Annotated in this window: 14 protein-coding genes; 5 read left to right on the top strand and 9 right to left on the bottom strand. The window is 66.0% G+C overall.

Annotation, left to right across the window (positions count from 1 at the left end):
* Positions 1-2: 2 nt before the first annotated feature.
* From N5C91_RS02410 to N5C91_RS02395, 4 genes are all read right to left on the bottom strand, one after another.
* Complete coding sequence (locus N5C91_RS02410; protein ID WP_054906392.1) at positions 3-917, bottom strand: branched-chain amino acid ABC transporter permease; 915 nt, start codon at positions 915-917, stop codon at positions 3-5.
* A gap of 135 nt (positions 918-1,052) precedes the next feature.
* Positions 1,053-2,189 carry a branched-chain amino acid ABC transporter substrate-binding protein gene (locus tag N5C91_RS02405; RefSeq protein WP_192434176.1) on the bottom strand — a complete coding sequence of 379 codons (1,137 nt, stop codon included), beginning with the start codon at positions 2,187-2,189 and terminating at the stop codon, positions 1,053-1,055.
* Positions 2,190-2,602: 413 nt separating this feature from the next.
* Positions 2,603-3,886 (bottom strand): FAD-binding oxidoreductase, encoded by a 1,284-nt coding sequence (locus N5C91_RS02400; protein WP_279827569.1) that lies wholly within the window; start codon positions 3,884-3,886, stop codon positions 2,603-2,605.
* A gap of 124 nt (positions 3,887-4,010) precedes the next feature.
* The gene (locus N5C91_RS02395) at positions 4,011-5,501 is read right to left on the bottom strand and encodes an aldehyde dehydrogenase family protein (RefSeq protein WP_275094679.1); all 1,491 of its coding nucleotides are present in this window, start codon (positions 5,499-5,501) and stop codon (positions 4,011-4,013) included.
* A 119-nt stretch (positions 5,502-5,620) separates the two neighbouring features.
* On the opposite strand from N5C91_RS02395, the gene N5C91_RS02390 reads away from it, so the two are divergent.
* A complete protein-coding gene (locus N5C91_RS02390) occupies positions 5,621-6,514 on the top strand; it encodes a LysR family transcriptional regulator (protein ID WP_279827567.1) in 894 nt (297 codons plus the stop codon).
* Between the two features lie 176 nt (positions 6,515-6,690).
* Here N5C91_RS02390 and N5C91_RS02385 read toward each other — a convergent pair whose 3' ends face one another.
* Entirely contained in the window at positions 6,691-7,383 is a 693-nt protein-coding gene (locus N5C91_RS02385; RefSeq protein WP_279827565.1) for an NUDIX domain-containing protein, read from the bottom strand.
* 169 nt (positions 7,384-7,552) lie between these two features.
* Between N5C91_RS02385 and N5C91_RS02380 the strand changes: the two genes are divergently transcribed.
* Genes N5C91_RS02380 through nadE form a run of 3 tightly spaced genes read left to right on the top strand, consistent with a single transcriptional unit; the run spans position 7,553 to position 10,260 of the window.
* The gene (locus N5C91_RS02380) at positions 7,553-8,200 is read left to right on the top strand and encodes a nicotinamidase (protein ID WP_279827563.1); all 648 of its coding nucleotides are present in this window, start codon (positions 7,553-7,555) and stop codon (positions 8,198-8,200) included.
* Positions 8,201-8,202: 2 nt separating this feature from the next.
* Entirely contained in the window at positions 8,203-9,402 is a 1,200-nt protein-coding gene (pncB, locus tag N5C91_RS02375) for a nicotinate phosphoribosyltransferase (protein WP_279827561.1), read from the top strand.
* Positions 9,403-9,432: 30 nt separating this feature from the next.
* The gene (nadE, locus tag N5C91_RS02370; protein WP_279827559.1) at positions 9,433-10,260 is read left to right on the top strand and encodes an ammonia-dependent NAD(+) synthetase; all 828 of its coding nucleotides are present in this window, start codon (positions 9,433-9,435) and stop codon (positions 10,258-10,260) included.
* Positions 10,261-10,305: 45 nt separating this feature from the next.
* Here nadE and N5C91_RS02365 read toward each other — a convergent pair whose 3' ends face one another.
* Positions 10,306-10,932: a hemolysin III family protein gene (locus tag N5C91_RS02365; protein WP_279827557.1), complete on the bottom strand. Its 627-nt coding sequence runs from the start codon at positions 10,930-10,932 to the stop codon at positions 10,306-10,308.
* Between the two features lie 123 nt (positions 10,933-11,055).
* Positions 11,056-11,502 (bottom strand): azurin, encoded by a 447-nt coding sequence (gene azu / locus N5C91_RS02360; RefSeq protein ID WP_236171316.1) that lies wholly within the window; start codon positions 11,500-11,502, stop codon positions 11,056-11,058.
* A gap of 393 nt (positions 11,503-11,895) precedes the next feature.
* Here azu and N5C91_RS02355 point away from each other — a divergent pair, with 393 nt between their 5' ends.
* Positions 11,896-12,483: a TIGR00730 family Rossman fold protein gene (locus tag N5C91_RS02355; RefSeq protein WP_279827554.1), complete on the top strand. Its 588-nt coding sequence runs from the start codon at positions 11,896-11,898 to the stop codon at positions 12,481-12,483.
* Between the two features lie 7 nt (positions 12,484-12,490).
* Here the strand turns inward: N5C91_RS02355 and N5C91_RS02350 are convergent, their stop codons facing one another.
* Both N5C91_RS02350 and N5C91_RS02345 read right to left on the bottom strand, forming a co-directional pair.
* Positions 12,491-12,883, bottom strand: coding sequence for a type IV pilin protein (locus tag N5C91_RS02350; protein ID WP_279827551.1), 393 nt, complete (start codon positions 12,881-12,883; stop codon positions 12,491-12,493).
* A gap of 10 nt (positions 12,884-12,893) precedes the next feature.
* Positions 12,894-16,154: a PilC/PilY family type IV pilus protein gene (locus N5C91_RS02345; protein ID WP_279827549.1), complete on the bottom strand. Its 3,261-nt coding sequence runs from the start codon at positions 16,152-16,154 to the stop codon at positions 12,894-12,896.
* Between the last annotated feature and the right edge of the window lie 4 nt (positions 16,155-16,158).

Here is a 16,158-nt window from a genome sequence, read left to right as displayed (position 1 = left end):
GCTTACACCTTCGATACCTGGGGACGACCCAGGAGCCCTTGCGGTCGGAAGATCAGGATGGTCACCAGCAGGCCGAAGGCGAACACATCCTTGAAGTCGGTGTTGACCATGCCGGAGAACTGCGCCTCGGCCACGCCCAGGATCAGCCCGCCGAGCATGGCGCCGGGCAGCGAGCCGATGCCGCCGAGCACCGCGGCGGTGAATGCCTTGATACCGATGATGAAGCCAGCGTAGAAGTCGAAGGTGCCGTAGTTCATGGTGATCAGCACGCCGGCCAGCGCGGCCATGGCGGCGCCGATGACGAACACGTAGGAGATCACCCGGTCGGTGTTGATCCCCAGGATCGAGGCCATCTTGCGGTCCTGCTGGGTGGCGCGGCACATGCGCCCGAGCTTGGTGTACTGGATCACGTAGGTGAGCACGCCCATGCCGACGAAGGCGGCGATGAGGATGAACACCTTGGTGTAGGTCAGCTGCACGAAGCCTTCGCCGATGTGGAACTTGAAGGCGCCGTCGAGCAGGGTCGGCACGCCTTGCTGGCGCGGGCCCTGGGCCAACTGCACGTAGTTCTGCAGGATCAGCGACATGCCGATGGCGGAGATCAGCGGCGCCAGGCGCGTGGAGTTGCGCAGCGGCTTGTAGGCGATGCGCTCGATTACCCAGCCGTACACGCCGGTGACGAAGATGGTGAAGACCAGGGTGCCGAGAATCAGCAGCGGAAACGACTGCAGGCCGAAGAAGGCCAGCAGGGCCAGGCCCACCGCCGAGAGATAGGCGGAGATCATGTACACCTCGCCGTGGGCGAAGTTGATCATGCCGATGATGCCGTAGACCATCGTGTAGCCGATGGCGATCAGACCGTAGACCGACCCGAGGGTCAGCCCGTTGATCATTTGCTGAAGGAAGATACCGTCCACGATTGGGTACTCGCGCAAGCAGGGCAGGAAAGGCTGACGGCTCGCGCAATCACCGGCTCGTGACCAGCTGCGCGCGTACCGCCGACCTGCGGGGAAGCCGGCGCCGCGGGTAGCGGCGCCGGCCGGGTCAGGCGGTTACTTCTTGAACGCGTCGAGCTGGTGGTACTTGCCCTTGTCGTCCCACTCGTAGACCACGTAGTCGGAGACTTTCAGGTCGCCTTTCTTGTCCCACTCCTTCTTGCCCATCACGGTCTGCACCGGGTTGGCCTTCAGCCAGGCGCTGGCCTTGGCCGGGTCGGTCTTGCCCGCGCCGTTGAAGGCGGCGGCCAGGGCCTGTACCGAGGAGTAGGCATAGAGGGTGTAGCCTTCCGGCTCGAAGCCATTGGCGCGGAATTTCTCCACCACGGCCTTGCCGTCCGGGATCAGGCGCGGGTCGGCGCCGAAGGTCATCAGCACGCCCTTGACGTACTGCGGGCCGCCAGCGGTGGTGACCAGTTCATCGGTAACGATGCCGTCATCGGACATGAACTTGGCGGTCAGGCCCTGCTCGCGCATCTGACGCACCAGCGGGCCGGCTTCCGGGTGCAGGCCGCCGAAGTAGACGACTTCTGCGCCCGAGGCGCGGATCTTGGTGACCAGGGCGTTGAAGTCCTTCTCGCCACGGGTCAGGCCTTCGTACAGCACTTCCTTCACGCCGCGCTTGTTCAACTGTGCACGGGTGGCGTCCGCCAGGCCCTGGCCGTAGGTGTCCTTGTCGTGGATCACCGCGACCTTCTTCGCCTTCAGCACGTCGACGATGTAGTCGCCGGCAACCACGCCCTGCTGGTCGTCACGGCCGCACATGCGGAACATGCCGGAAAGGCCGCGCTCGGTGACCTGCGGGTTGGTGGAGCCGGGGGTGATGGCGATGATGCCGGCCTCGTCGTAGACCTCCGAGGCGGGGATGGTGGAGGAGGAGCAGAAGTGGCCGACCACGGCGACCGCCTTGTCCTGGTCCACCAGGCGGTTGGCCACGGCCACGGCCTGTTTCGGTTCGCAGGCGTCGTCCGCCTTCACCAGCTTGATCTTCTCGCCATTGATACCGCCGGCGGCGTTGATGTCTTCCGCGGCCTGGCTAGCCCCACGCCAGTACTGCTCACCGAACGAGGCGTTGGCCCCGGTATGCGGGCCCGCGACCCCGATAACGACATCGGCCTGTACAACGGAAGACATGCCCAGCGCGGTGGTTACCGCCAGGGCCAGAAAGCCTTTTCTGAAAATCTTCTGCGACATGGAGTTTTGCTCCTGAGGGTTTTTGTAATGGCGCGTTGTAGTTCTTGTTGGCGATTTCTCGTTTAAGCGATTCAGCGATTAATCGACAGCAAGCGGCGTGCCATTCGTTTTTGTTATTAACCAAGTCCTACAGCAAAAACAGCCAGAGCTGGCAGACGTCTAGCGCTAGACACGTGCAACCCACTGAAAACAGAAGGTGCAACCAGGCAGGCAAAAGGGTGCAACCCGCCTTCCCGTAGGCGGCCTTTTTCCAGCCACCACAGGCGCAACCCCAACCGTAACCGTCGCTGTCACCGAACTGCACATCCGCGGTGCAGACCCGCTGGGGTAACGCACCATAAGAGGCTAGACCAAAGTGCAGCGAGCGTGGCCGAGTCAAACCGGGGGCGGCGAGCGCCCCGGATTGAACCGCCTCAGATCACCACCCGCAGGCATTGCCCGGCGTGGTAGAGGGAGAAGCCGGCTTCGTACAGACAACTGCGCAGGCCCACGGCGGAAATCTCCTCCATGGGCCTGAGCGGCATCGGCAAGGCGCTGGCGTCCCCGTCCAGCAGGAAGTCGGCGAAGGCCTTGCCCACCACCGTGCCGGTGGTGACGCCGCGGCCGTTGTAGCCGCTCATGGCGACCAGCCCCGGCGCCGGCTCGAACAGGCGCATGAGGTGGTCGGGGGTGAAGTCGATGCAGCCGGTCCAGGTGAACTCCCAGTCCACCTTGCCCAGCCGGGGGAAGTAGTGCTGCTGGATGCGATCCGCCCAGCTCTTCAGGAACCACGCCGGCTTGCCGGTGCCCTTGCCGAGGCTGCCGAGCAGCAGGCGGCCATCGGCGTCGCGGCGGATGCTGCTGAGCACCTGGCGGGTATCCCAGGAACCCTGCCCGCCCGGCAGGATGCGCGCGGCTTCGGCGCCCTCCAGCGGACGCGAGGCAACCTGGTAGTAGTAGCCGGGGAAGAAGGTGCGGCGCAGCTGCGTCCACTCACCCTCGGTATAGGCGCTGGAGGCGATCACCACCTGTTCGGCGGTGACTACACCACCGGCGGTGATGACGTTCCAGGCGTTGCCTACCCGCACCAGGCCGACCACTGGGGAATGGTGGTACAGCTCACCGCCCAGCCCGACGACGGCGCGGGCGAGGCCGCTGACGTAGGCCATGGGGTTGAGCGTCCCGGCGCGACGGTCGAGCAGCGCGCCGGCGATCTTGTCGGTGCCGCAGGCCTGCTCGCACTCGCTGCCGGTGAGCAGTTCCACCGGAGCACCACGGCGACCCCACTGCTCACAGCGGCTGCGCAGGTCGGTCAGGCCGCGGGCGTTGTGCGCCATGTGCAGGGTGCCTTCGCGGCGCGCCTGGCAATCGATGGCGTACTTGTCGATCAGCGAGAACACCAGCGAAGGCGCGTTGCCGAGCATGCGGTTGACCCGCTGGCCGACCTCCGCGCCCATGCCCGCTTCGATCTCGTCCGGGGGAATCCACAGGCCGGCGTTGACCAGCCCGACGTTGCGCCCCGAGCCGCCGTGGCCGGTGGTGTGGGCTTCCAGCACGCAGACCGTCTGGTCGCGCTCCAGCAGATGCAACGCGGCGGACAGGCCGGTGAAGCCCGCGCCGATGACACACACGTCGACCTTGCGATCCCCGCGCAGCTCCGGGGCTTCCGGGCGATCGGGGGTCAGGTGTTCCCACAGACATTCTTGGCGAAGCGACATCCAGCGATCCTTCTTCGAATGGCTGCAGGCCGTAGGCTACAAGCGGCAGGCAAAAGCCAGCCCCCTTCGCCTGTAGCCTGTAGCCTGTAGCCTGTAGCCTGTAGCCTGTAGCCTGTAGCCGCAGTCAATCAAAGACTATGCCCTGCGCCAGCGGCAGTTCCCGCGAGTAGTTCACGGTGTTGGTCTGCCGGCGCATGTAGCCCTTCCAGGCGTCGGAGCCGGACTCGCGGCCACCGCCGGTTTCCTTCTCGCCACCGAAGGCGCCGCCAATCTCTGCGCCGCTGGGGCCGATGTTGACGTTGGCGATGCCGCAGTCGCTGCCCACCGCCGAAATGAAGGCTTCCGCCTCGCGCAGGTCGGTGGTGAAGATGCACGACGACAGCCCCTGGGGCACGCCGTTATTCAGCGCCAGCGCATCGTTGAAGTCCTTGTAAGGCACCACATAGAGGATCGGCGCGAAGGTCTCGCTTCGCACCACATCGCTTTGCTCGGGCATCTCGACGATGGCCGGCGACACGTAGTAGGCGTTGGGGAATTTATCAGCCAGTTGGCGCTCGCCGCCGAACACCACGCCGCCCTCGCCGCGCGCCTGCTCCAGCGCGCCCTGCATGGCCAGGAAGCTGCGCTCATCGATCAGCGGGCCGACCAGGTTGCCTTCCAGCGGATGGCCGATGCGCACCTTGGCGTAAGCCGTCTTCAGGCGGCTGACGAACTCGTCCTTCACCGACTCGTGGGCGATCAGCCGGCGCAGCGTGGTGCAGCGCTGCCCGGCGGTGCCGACGGCGCTGAACAGCACCGCGCGTACAGCCATGTCGAGGTCGGCGCTGGGCGTCAGGACCATCGCGTTGTTGCCACCCAGTTCGAGGATGCTGCGACCGAAACGGGCCGCCACGCGCGGGCCGACTTCGCGACCCATGCGAGTGCTGCCGGTGGCGCTGACCAGGGCAACGCGCACGTCGTCCACCAGTGCTTCGCCGGCGCTGCGATCGCCGATCACCACCTGGCTGAGGTGCTCCGGCGCATCAGCGAACTTCTTCAGCGCGCGCTCGAACAGCGCCTGGCACGCCAGCGCGGTGAGCGGGGTTTTCTCCGACGGCTTCCACACCACCGAGTTGCCGCAGACCAGCGCCAGCGCGGTGTTCCACGACCACACCGCGACCGGGAAGTTGAAGGCGCTGATCACCCCGACCACGCCCAACGGGTGCCAGGTCTCGCGCATGTGGTGGCCGGGGCGCTCGGAGGCGATAGTCAGGCCGTAGAGCTGGCGCGACAGGCCGACCGCGAAGTCGCAGATATCGATCATTTCCTGCACTTCGCCCAGGCCTTCCTGGGTGATCTTGCCGGCCTCCCAGGACACCAGCTCACCGAGTGCCGCCTTGCTCGCCCGCAGCTCCTCACCGAACAGCCGCACCAGTTCGCCACGACGCGGCGCCGGCACCTTGCGCCAGGCGTCGAAGGCACGGGCGGCGCGACCGATCTTCTGCTCCACCTCGGCGGCGCTTTCCAGGCGCACCGCGCCCAGGCGGCTGCCGTCGATGGGAGTGTGGATGACCTGATCGCCACCGGTGACCAGGCGGGCGTCGACGCCGAGGGATTCGAGCAGTGCGGAAATCATGCGGACTCCTGAATGGGTTCAGAACCAGTTGGAATGCCAGCAGTAATAAACGGCTTGCCTGGGCACAACAAACGACGTTTCCTATGCACATCATTCCGTAAATTCATGAACTGCCCACCATGCTGAGCAAACGCCACCTGCCGTCCATGACCGCCCTGCAATGCTTCGAAGCGGTGGCGCGGCACCTGAGTTTCACCCGCGCTTCCGAAGAGCTGAACCTGACCCAGAGCGCGGTCAGCAAGCAGGTGGCACAGCTGGAAGAAATGCTCCAGCACCTGCTGTTCCGCCGCGTGCGCCGCCGCCTGCAACTGACCCCGGCAGGCGATCTGTACCTGGTGGAAGTGCGCAAGATCCTCATGCAGGTGGAGATGTCCACCCACTACCTGCTGTCCTACGGCGGCGAGACCGAAGTGCTGCGCGTGGCGACGCCGCCGACCTTCGGCGCACGCTGGCTGATCCCGCGGCTGAACGGCTGGCGTCATCGCCATCCGAACATCCACCTGGACCTGCGCCAGGAACTGGAGCCGGGCGACCTGCTGCAGTCGCGCTGCGACATCGCCTTCTTCTTCGGCGCCGGCACCCTGCCCGGTGCGGAGTGCGTGGCGCTGTTCGGCGAGGAAATGGTGCCGGTATGCTCACCGGCGATCCTGCCGGCGCAGCCGCTGAGCGAGCCGACGCAACTGGCCGACCTGGTCCTGCTGCAGAACGCCACGCGCCAGGAGGCCTGGCACGAGTGGTTCCTCAGCCTTGGCCAGCACAGCGAGCACAGCTACCACGGGCCGCGCTTCGACACTTTCTACATGTGCATCCGCGCCGCCCAGGCAGGTTGCGGTGTGGCGCTGCTGCCGCGCTTCCTGGTGGAAGAGGAGCTGAGCGAAGGCAAGCTGGTGATCGCCTGGGAGCACGGGCTGGCGAGCCGCAGCGGCTATTACCTGGCGTATCCCGAACATGCGGCGGCGGTGCCCAAGGTCAGGGCGTTCGTCGAGTGGATCGAGGAGCGTATGGAGGGGTGAGTTCAGCACGGCGCCAAGAGCCCCTCACCCTGACCCTAACCCTGACTGCGCGCCCCGCTCCAAAGGCAGAGGGACTGATCAGGCGCAGGTTCGCGCCAGATCATCAGCCGGCACGAACGGCTCCCTCTCCCTCCGGGAGAGGGCTGGGGTGAGGGGAATGCCCGAGCGCAGGAGCGTCAGACCAACAAACTCCGATCGAACACAAACGCCCCATCTCCCTGCGGCGTAAAGCGCAACACATGCTGCGGCCGCCCCATCGGCGGCTGGTGGCGCTCGCCGGTATCTTCCACCCAGCCCGCCGCCTTCATCCGCTCCAACCGTCCGCGCAAGCTGGAGTGCTGGATTTCCTCGCCGATGGATAGCTCGAAGGCCTTCAGCGCCTCGGCCACGGTGAAGCGCTCCGGCAACAGGTGCAGCGGCAGCGCGCTGTACACCGACTTGCCGGCCAGCCGCTCGCAGGCCTGCTGCACCAGTTGGCCGTGATCGAAGGGCAACGCATAGCGCTCACTGCGCACTGACTCCAGCGGCACGAAGTCGAGATCGTCGGCAACCAGTGCGGTATCCGGCGCCACCAGCACGAGGTAGAACACGCTCAGCGACCAGCCACGCGGGTCGCGCACAGCGTTGCCGACCGTGGCTACCTGCTCCATGTAGGCCGGCTGTACCCGCGCCTTCTCGCGCAGCGCGCGCAGGGCGGCGTCATCCAGGCCATGGTCGGCGCAGCGGCCGTTGATCAGCACGCCGGGCAACGCCCACTGACCTTCGAACGGCGCCTGGGCGCGGCGGATCAACAGCAGTTCCAGCCCGCGCTCGGGTTTCAGACGCAGCGCCACGATGTCCACGGTGGCCAGCACTTCAGCGGTACTCATCGATGCTCCTCGCACGCTTCCTCGCCGCAGGAAGCTCTGTGACTTATTTCACCACGTACACAAAGCATCTTCCACCTCCGATGATTTTCCATCTTTCTGCTTGACGACTTATTTCACGTCGTGAATTATGTGGTCACGACAGGCCACCAACGGTCAAGCGGAGGCTTCCATGAACCTGATCGCCAGCTTCGATATAGACGCCCAGAAAGGCTTCACCCCGCTCTGCCCCAACGAACTGCCAGTTCCCGGCGGTGATGCCATCGGCGGCGCGCTGAACCGGATGGCCGAGCGCGCCAGCCTGCGCCTGGGCAGCAAGGACGCGCATAGCCCGCAAGCGCCCTGGGTAGTCAGCGAGCCGGCACAGATGCTGCAGCCGCTCGCCCTGCCCAATGCCGACCTCACCTGGGTCAGTCACTGTGTGCCGGGTACGCCGGGCTTCGAGCTGCTGGACGAGCTGCCCAAGCCGATGGACTACGACTTCTTCATCTGGAAGGGCGTGGAGCCGGACCTGCACCCCTACGGTGCGTGCTACCACGACCTGGGCGAACGCAGCAGCACCGGGGCCATCGAATTCCTGCGGCAGAACGCGGTCAGCCACGTGCTGGTGGGCGGCCTGGCGCTGGACTACTGCGTGAAGACCACCGCGCTGCAGCTGCGCCGCGCCGGCTTCCAGGTACTGCTGTACCTGCCGGCCTGCCGGGCCATCGCGGAGGAAACCGCGAGGGCCGCCTGCAACGAAATGCGCAGCGCCGGGGTCATCCTCTGCGCGGACGAGAACGAATTGGATAGCGCCCTCGCGGGCATCAGGGAGAACTGATCATGGCCGAGAGCGTATTTGCCGAGAACATCGTGCAGAACCTGCTGGACACCGACTTCTACAAGCTGACGATGATGCAGGCAGTGCTGCACAACTACCCCAACGCCGAAGTGGAGTGGGAATTCCGCTGCCGCAACGCCGAGGACCTGCGCCCGTACCTGGCGGAAATCCGCTACCGCATCGAGCGCCTGGCTGAGCTGGAAGCCACTCCCGACCAGTTGGCCTTCCTCGAGCGCATTCCATTCATCAAGCCGGACTTCATTCGCTTCCTCAGTCTGTTCCGCTTCAACCTGCGCTACGTGCACACCAGTATCGAGGACGGCCAGTTGGCCATCCGCCTGCGCGGGCCGTGGCTGCACGTGATCCTCTTCGAGGTACCGCTGCTGGCCATCGTCAGCGAGGTGCGCAACCGCTATCGCTACCGCGACGTGGTGCTGGAGCAGGTCGGCGAGCAGCTCTATCGCAAGCTCGACTGGCTGGCCGGCAATGCCAGCGAGGCAGAGCTGAAGGAATTCCAGGTGGCCGACTTCGGCACCCGCCGGCGCTTCTCCTACCGAACCCAGGAAGAAGTCGTGCACATCCTCAAGCGCGACTTCCCCGGCCGCTTCGTCGGCACCAGCAACGTGCACCTGGCCCGCGAATTCGACGTGAAGCCCATCGGCACCATGGCCCACGAATGGCTGATGGCTCACCAGCAGCTCGGCCCGCGACTGATCGACAGCCAGATCGCCGCGCTGGACTGCTGGGTACGCGAATACCGCGGCCAGTTGGGCATCGCGCTGACCGACTGCATTACCATGGACGCCTTCCTCAGCGACTTCGACCTGTACTTCGCCAAGCTCTTCGATGGCCTGCGCCACGATTCGGGCGATCCGCTGGTCTGGGCCGAGAAGGCCATCGCTCACTACCGCCGCCTGGGAATCGACCCGATGAGCAAAACCCTGGTGTTCTCCGACGGCCTCGACATGCCCAAGGCGTTGCAGCTCTTCCGCGCATTGCGTGGCAAGATCAACGTCAGTTTCGGCATCGGCACCAACCTGACCTGCGACATCCCCGGGGTGGAACCGATGAACATCGTGATCAAGATGACGGCCTGCAACGGCCACCCCGTGGCGAAGATTTCCGATACCCCGGGCAAGACCCAATGCCGCGACGAGAACTTCGTCGCCTACCTGCGCCACGTGTTCAAGGTCGCGCAGTAACCCTTTTCGCATCCGACCAGGAGCCCTTCGATGAAAGACAGACAGGCCGCCATTGCCAAAGAACTCAACGTGCAGCCGCCCTTCCAGTCCGACGCCGAGCTGCAGGCCGAAATCCAGCGCCGCGTGCGCTTCATCCAGGACTGCCTGAAGGGCTCGGGGATGAAGACCCTGGTGCTGGGCATCAGCGGCGGCGTCGACTCGCTGACCGCCGGCATGCTCTGCCAGCGCGCCGTGGAAGGCCTGCGCGCCGAGACCGGCAAGCAGGATTACCGCTTCCTCGCCGTGCGCCTGCCGTACAACGTGCAGGGCGACGAGCAGGACGCCCAGGACTCGGTGGACTGCATCGCCCCCGACGAGCGCCACACCGTGAACATCGGCCCGTCGGTGCAGGCGCTGGCAGCGGAAACCCAGGCCCTGGAAGGCCTGGCCCCAGCCACCCGCGACTTCGCCCTAGGCAACACCAAGGCGCGCATCCGCATGGTCGCCCAGTACACCATCGCCAACGCCCGCGCCGGCCTGGTGGTCGGCACCGACCACGCTGCCGAGGCGGTGATGGGCTTCTTCACCAAGTTCGGCGATGGCGCCTGCGACCTCGCCCCGCTCACCGGCCTGGTGAAGAACCAGGTGCGCAGCATCGCCCGCAGCCTCGGCGCGCCGGAGTATCTGGTGGAGAAAGTGCCGACCGCTGACCTCGAGGACCTCGCCCCTGGCAAGCCGGACGAGCATTCCCACGGCGTGACCTACAAGGAAATCGACGCCTTCCTGCACGGCCAGGAGGTCAGCCAGGAAGCCTTCGACATCATCGTCCGCACCTTCGAGAAGACCCACCACAAGCGCGCCCTGCCGACCGCGCCGTAAGCACTCTGCAGCTAGCGGCGCGGGGGTAGTCCCGCGCCGTCCGGCTCAATGCTGGGGAATGACGTAACGCCAGATGGCGATGAAGTGCAGCAGGCTGCCGGCGATCACGAACAGGTGCCAGATGCCGTGCCAGTGACGGAAGCGGCTGTCGTAGGCAAAGAAGATGATGCCGATGGTGTAGAAGGCGCCGCCGCCCACCAGCCAGGCAAAGCCGGCGCCGCCCAGCGCGCGGTACAGCGGCCCGACCGCGATCAGCACGATCCAGCCCATTACCGCGTAGATGATGATCGACAGCACCCGCGCCTCGGAGCGCGGCTTGATCTCCTGCACCATGCCGATCACCGCCATCGACCAGACGATACCGAACAACGTCCAGCCCCAGGGCCCCTTGAGTGTCACCAGGCAGAAAGGCGTGTAGCTCCCGGCGATCAGCAGGTAGATCGACAGGTGGTCGAGCTTGCGCAGGATGACTTTCGCCCGCCCCCGCACGCTGTGGTAGAGCGTGGAGATGCTGTAGAGCAAAAACAGTGTGGTGCCATAGATCGCCACGCTGACGATGCGCAACGGCTCGCCCAGCAGGCTGGTGGCGACCAGTAGCCAGATGCCGCCGACCAGGGCCAGCACGGCGCCGATCAGGTGAGTCCAGGCGTTGAAGCGTTCACCGTGGTACATGGGTCCCCCGTTTGGATTCCAGCAACGGACACCCTAACTCCGTTTGTTTAAATAAAAAGCGTGAAATAAAAAGCCCGACCAATAGTCGGGCTTTCGAATCACAAGCTTTTCAGCAAAGCCGGATCACTTCACGGACAGGGTGCCCTTCATCATGGCCGAGTGGCCCGGGAAGGAGCAGAAGAACGCGTATTCATCGCCGGCCTTCAGCTTGGAGACGTCGAAGGTCACCGAATCCTTCTCGCCGGAACCGATGATCTTGGTGTGGGCGATCACGCGGGTGTCACCGTCCTTCACGTAGTTCTTGTCCAGACCGGCGGCCATGCCGTCGGTCACCACGCCCTGCATGTCGGCGGCGGTGGTCAGGACCCAGTTATGGCCCATGACGTTCTTCGGCAGGCTGCCCGGGTGGGACAGGTTCACGGTGAAGGTCTTGCAGCTCTTGTCGACGCTGATGGCGTTGGTGCTGAACTGCATCTGGTCGTTGCCCTGGATGTCTACGGAGCATTCGGCGGCCAGCAGCGGGGCACTGAACAGGCCAAGCAGGGATACAGCGGCGAGTTTACGGAACATGACATGCCTCCTAGGCAGGTTGGGCGGAGAATCCTGAAGGGGAAGACTGCCCGAACGCGATCGGGGTTCCCCTGATCTGCATCAATGGCCTTCGGCCATGAGCCAAGCCTCGAACTGTCTATCAGGTCGATCAGCAGGATCAACGAGGCAGATCAGCGCACCCCGCCTAGCATAGACGCCATCCCCCGGCCCAACAGGAGTTCGCGCCATGCACCGTCTTCCGCTGTTACAAAGCCTGCTGCTACAGCACCTGCTCGCCTGCTACGCCCTCGGGGCCTGCGGCGGTGGCGACCGCCGGTTGCAAGTGGAGTAGTGCATTTCGCGCTTGGTCGGACTCCCCGCTGCCGCTACCCTGACGGTCTGCAAAACGAGGCAGCCAATCGAGGAAGCTCCATGACCTTGCGTTCCATCTGCGTATTCTGCGGCGCCAGCCCCGGCGCCACCCCGATCTATCAGGAGGCCGCCGAAGCCCTCGGCCGCCATCTCGCCGAGAACGGCATCCAGCTGGTCTACGGCGGCGGGGCCGTGGGGCTGATGGGCATGGTCGCCAATGCCGCGCTGGCCGCGGGCGGCGAGGTCATCGGGATCATCCCGCAGAGCCTGAAAGACGCCGAAGTCGGCCACAGCGGCCTGACCCGCCTGGAAGTGGTCGATGGCATGCACGCGCGCAAGGCCCGCATGGCCGAGCTGAGCGACGCCTTCATCGCCCTGCCGGGGGGCCTGGGCACCCTGGAAGAACTCTTCGAGGTATGGACCTGGGGGCAACTGGGCTACCACGCCAAGCCGCTTGGCCTGCTGGAAGTGAACGGTTTCTTCGACCCGCTGCTGACCTTCCTCGACCACCTGGTGCAGGAGCGTTTCGTACGTCAGCCGCACCGTGACATGTTGCAGCGTGCTGCCTCGCCCGCCGCGCTGGTCAGCGCCCTCGCGGCCTGGAAGCCCCTGGCTGCGCCGAAGTGGGTGGATCGCATGCCGACCTGACACCTCGCTACCAGCAGCGTTCCGTGGCCGCGCCGCGGAGCCCGCTGCTGGCCAGCGTCAGCACTCCGCAGGCGTCCCCAGCCATTGCGCCAACCGGCTCGGCCTGCAGGACGTAGCGCGACTCCTCCGGGCCAGAGGCAAAGCCCAGGCGGTAATAGGCTTCCCGTGCCTCCCGCGGCGACTGCTCGAACGGCAACGTGGCGCCCAGGTAACTGCCTCGGCTGGTGTAGAAGCGCTCCAGCGACTGCGCCAGCTCCACCAGAGACTTCTGCGCATCCAGGCGGCGCACGCGCTGGATATGCTCGCGGTATGTCGGCAGGGCAATGCCCAGCAGGACGCCGATCAGGCTCAGGCAGACCAGCATTTCGACCAGCGTGAAACCGCCAGTCACTCGCGTCATCGGCCTCATCTCAGCGAGCCTCCCACCAGGCCTTGCGGCCACTGTCGCGGAGCAGCTCGAGCGCTTCAGACTGCGGACGGCCTGCGCGATCCACCCCCACGATGCGCCAGGGGCCTTCCGGGTCGGGCTGGAGCAGCGCAGCGCTGCACTGCTGTGCTGCGTCATTGTCCGCCACCCCGCTGCTTCGCAAACCACCGCCCAGCGCCTCGCCGCAGCCGGCATCCAGCACGACCGAGGCGTAAACCAGCGGATCGCTGCAGGGATCCTCTCCCGCTGCGATCAGGTTGAACAGCACCAGCTTCCCGTCACGAACCTGCGCCTGCTCCACCACCCGCGGGCCACCCGCCGGCAGGTCCAGATACCAGCCACTGGCACCGCCGATGTCGACGCCGGAGGACACCGGGCGCAGGTCCGAGCGCCCCGCCAGGGCCCTCCCCTCGTCGAGTACGCCGTAAAGGCTTTCGCCTTGCGCGGAGGGCTCGTCATCCCCCGCGCGGTAATAGCGGCCGCTGCCGAACAGCACACGCACCTGCCCGCCGCGGTCCAGCGTAGCCGCCACTGGCGCACTGATCGCCTGGGGGCTGCCATCCGGCGCCTGCGCGCGGAACAGCGGCTTGCCGGCCAACCAGGGCGGAATCGTCGAATGGCTGCCATCCTCGCCCGCCAGGTCCACGCGCCAGAGATTCCCGAGGCTGTCGCCCACATAGAGGCGATTGGCAGTGACGTCGCCCGTACTGCTGATCGCCGTGACCGGCCCCAGATCACCGGCGCCGGGCAGTTCAATACGCTTGAGCACCCGCCCGTTCGCCGCATCGAGCAGCCAGATGGCCCCACTGCGGCTTTCCGGGTCCCGGGCGCCGGAGGAAATCGCCACCACGAACCGTCCCGAAGCCAGGGCCATGAGGCTCGGCCGCCCGAGCGTGTAGCCGAGGTCAGGATGGCTGAACTCCCAGAGCACACTGCCCGGCCGCACCTGTTCGGGATCGCTGATGTCCAGCGCGAACAGGCTGTTCCCGCCCGCCCCCGTGCTGCCCACCAGGAGGGTTCGCCAACGCTCGCCGATCCAGGCGTTGCCCACCATCGGCGTCCCATCGACGTAGTAGCGATGCACATAGCCGGGATCGGCCAGCTCGCGAAGGTGCCCCAACACCGCCGCTGGCACAAAGGCGAACAGCTCCCGCCCGTCGAGCGCATCGAATCCGTGCAACATGCCGTCGTTGGCTCCCACTGCCACCAGCGGCGCGCGCTGCTGGTAAAGCGCGCTGGCGAGGAATTCCCGGTAGCCGCTACCCAGCGGTTCGGGAAGCTCGCCGTATGGCTGGGGGTCATGCCAGGAGTAGGCCGGCCGCGATCCGACAATATCGCCCAAACGACTGGAACGCTGGCGGAACGGCAACGCGCTGCCCGGCTCGCGGCGCTCCTGCAGGCGCGAACCGCGCAGGTAGTCCAGCAGCGCTTCGCCCTGCTCGGTGCCCAGCCTGCGCCGTTGTTCATCGTTCAGGTCACGCCAGACAAAGACCGCGCCTTCATTGGCCACCTGCACGCCATCCGCCCCGGCCAAGGCCGGCCGCACTGTGAGGATATTTCGCCCGGCCAGTTGCGCCTCGCTCAACTCATCCAGCTTCTGCGCAGCCGACCACCGCGGCAGCCACTCGCCCTCACTCCAGAGCTGCAGATCGCCGCTCCAGTACCGGCCCTCCAGCAAGGCGCTGAACCATTGGCCGAACTGCGGACCCGCACTGAAGTTACCGATGCTTCCTGGTACATCGTCGGCCACGCGGGCGAATGCCTGCTTCAGCTCATCGCGCAGCCTGTCGGGGTCGCCTAGCTGCAGCAGGTTGGCCGGTCGACCTGCCGTGCCCTTCCACCAGTTATCCGGCAATGGCGTGGTGCGCGACGCTGAGTAGCGGCGCGGAACCACGAAGCCACCGTACTGGGTCGCCAGCCAGAGAGCGCTGTCGGGCCCGGACACCTCGCGCGACGATGCCAGCCAGTAAGTGGACGCGCTTTGCCGGCCGGGCAGGTCCGGGCGCAGGTCGCGCACATGGGCGTCATAGGCCAGCCCCGCCAGGGCGAACGCAGCGGCGGTACCTGTGCCGCCCTGCATGGCCGCCACCCGTTGCGCTGCCTGGGCCACTTCAGCATCACCGAAATGCAGCAGGCTGCCGCCGGCCTCACCGTCACCCGCGCCGCCAATCCCGAGCAGGGCGTTGCGTTGGCAGGCGTAGGAGAACGGATCGCTCCAACGGGGCGACTCGGTGTCCGCATCCTGGTGGCGCAGGTAACTCGTGGCGGCATGCAGCAGTTCGCCGACATCATCGAACTGTCCTGGCAGCCCGCCACCCTCATCAAAGCGATTGAGGGAAAGCAGCACACCAGCCTGCCGATCGATGAGTACGCCGGTCTGCGCCGACCACTCCTGCAACGGATTGTCCTGCCCATCGTCCAGCCAGGGGCCGACGAACTTCTGCGGCACGCGCAACACTGCGCTGCCTGCATCGCCTGGGCGACCGAAGAGGCTGAAGCGCAAGCGCCCGGCGTATTGCTGCAGCAGCCCCTCGGGCTTGTAGTGCTCACCGTAACGCTGGCAATTGCGCTCCAGTTGCCCACCCACGCAGACCTGTACGCGCACCATTAGCCGATAGGTCGCCGCTGGCAGCAGCGGCTCGCCCGACAGGAACTCCTGCGGCTCGCCGGGAAACTCGGAAGCGCGACTGAGCAACAGGCTGCGTTGCTCCCCGCCGATACGCAGATACAGCGCTGTGCCGGAAAATGGCGTCGCCCCCGCGACAGCGTCGAGCGGCAGGCTGCGATCCGGGAAGGCAGCGCCCTGCTCCAGGCTCCGGCCCTTCTGCAGTACGGTCAGGCCGACGCTGTCGATGAAGCGGTCGCCGCCGGTCAGGACAGCGCGATACACATCGACAGCCTGCGCCGTCGCCCAGTTGAGGAAGTTGCCGCTCCACGCTTGCCGGCAGGCATGGGCCAACGCCTGGCCGATAGGCTGGAAGTAGCGAGCCGGGCCGGTCTCGGCGTGACGGTACGCGTAGCACTTGTCCGGGTCGAAATAGCCGATGTAGCGCTCAGCGCTGGAGTAGACAGGATCTGGATTGGCCGCCGCCGCTACTGCCTCGTGGGCCGATGAGGGCAACAGCAAAAGATTGCCCGGCCCCCCTCTGGCGATCTGCAGCGGAACCTGGCTGACCGGCGCGGCCAGCAACGAGCCCGCCAGGCTGGAGCACAGCATCAGGAAACCAAGTCTTCCGCGGCCCACCGCA

This window comes from Pseudomonas sp. GD03903, from assembly GCF_029840045.1.
GTDB lineage: Bacteria > Pseudomonadota > Gammaproteobacteria > Pseudomonadales > Pseudomonadaceae > Pseudomonas > Pseudomonas pseudonitroreducens.
Note: the sequence above shows the minus strand (reverse complement) of the source record. Positions and strands in the feature narration are given on the sequence as shown.